Annotated in this window: 1 protein-coding gene; it reads left to right on the top strand. The window is 42.5% G+C overall.

From position 1 onward, the window contains the following. Positions 1–11: 11 nt before the first annotated feature. Positions 12–355: DUF6710 family protein (locus SB659_RS19190; protein ID WP_410551540.1), on the top strand; the 344-nt coding region annotated here is incomplete at its 3' end.

The raw sequence follows: 355 nt of genomic DNA, 5'->3' as shown, positions 1-355 counted from the left end.
AAGAGTGTGCTGTGAAGAATAAAAATTTGTACCCTCGCTTAAAATTGTCTTCAGATATTGTGTTGCCGACTCCTTGGCACCCTTTGAGGGTTTTGAGAAACATAGGCTCTATAGGAGAGTTTCGCACTCAGGGTACTTTCAAGCAAGACCCCTCAAATCATATTGTGATATACCATTACCCATTAATGATTGGCTGGGTTGGTGGAGGGAACCACTCGATTATGCAAGGTATTATTACCGGAGAGGGAAGCCTTGTGCCTGAAGAAGTTCACGATATCTCCCCTTTAATTGACGAAGTGTATTTTGATGGGGTTAATTGGCGAGATAATAAAGACCGTAAGATAGGTCAGCCTAG

Source organism: Arthrobacter sp. SIMBA_036, from assembly GCF_046535135.1.
In the GTDB taxonomy this organism is placed as follows: Bacteria; Actinomycetota; Actinomycetes; order Actinomycetales; family Micrococcaceae; genus Arthrobacter.
The sequence above is the reverse complement of the archived record's forward strand: the minus strand, read 5'-3'. Positions and strand labels throughout refer to the sequence as shown.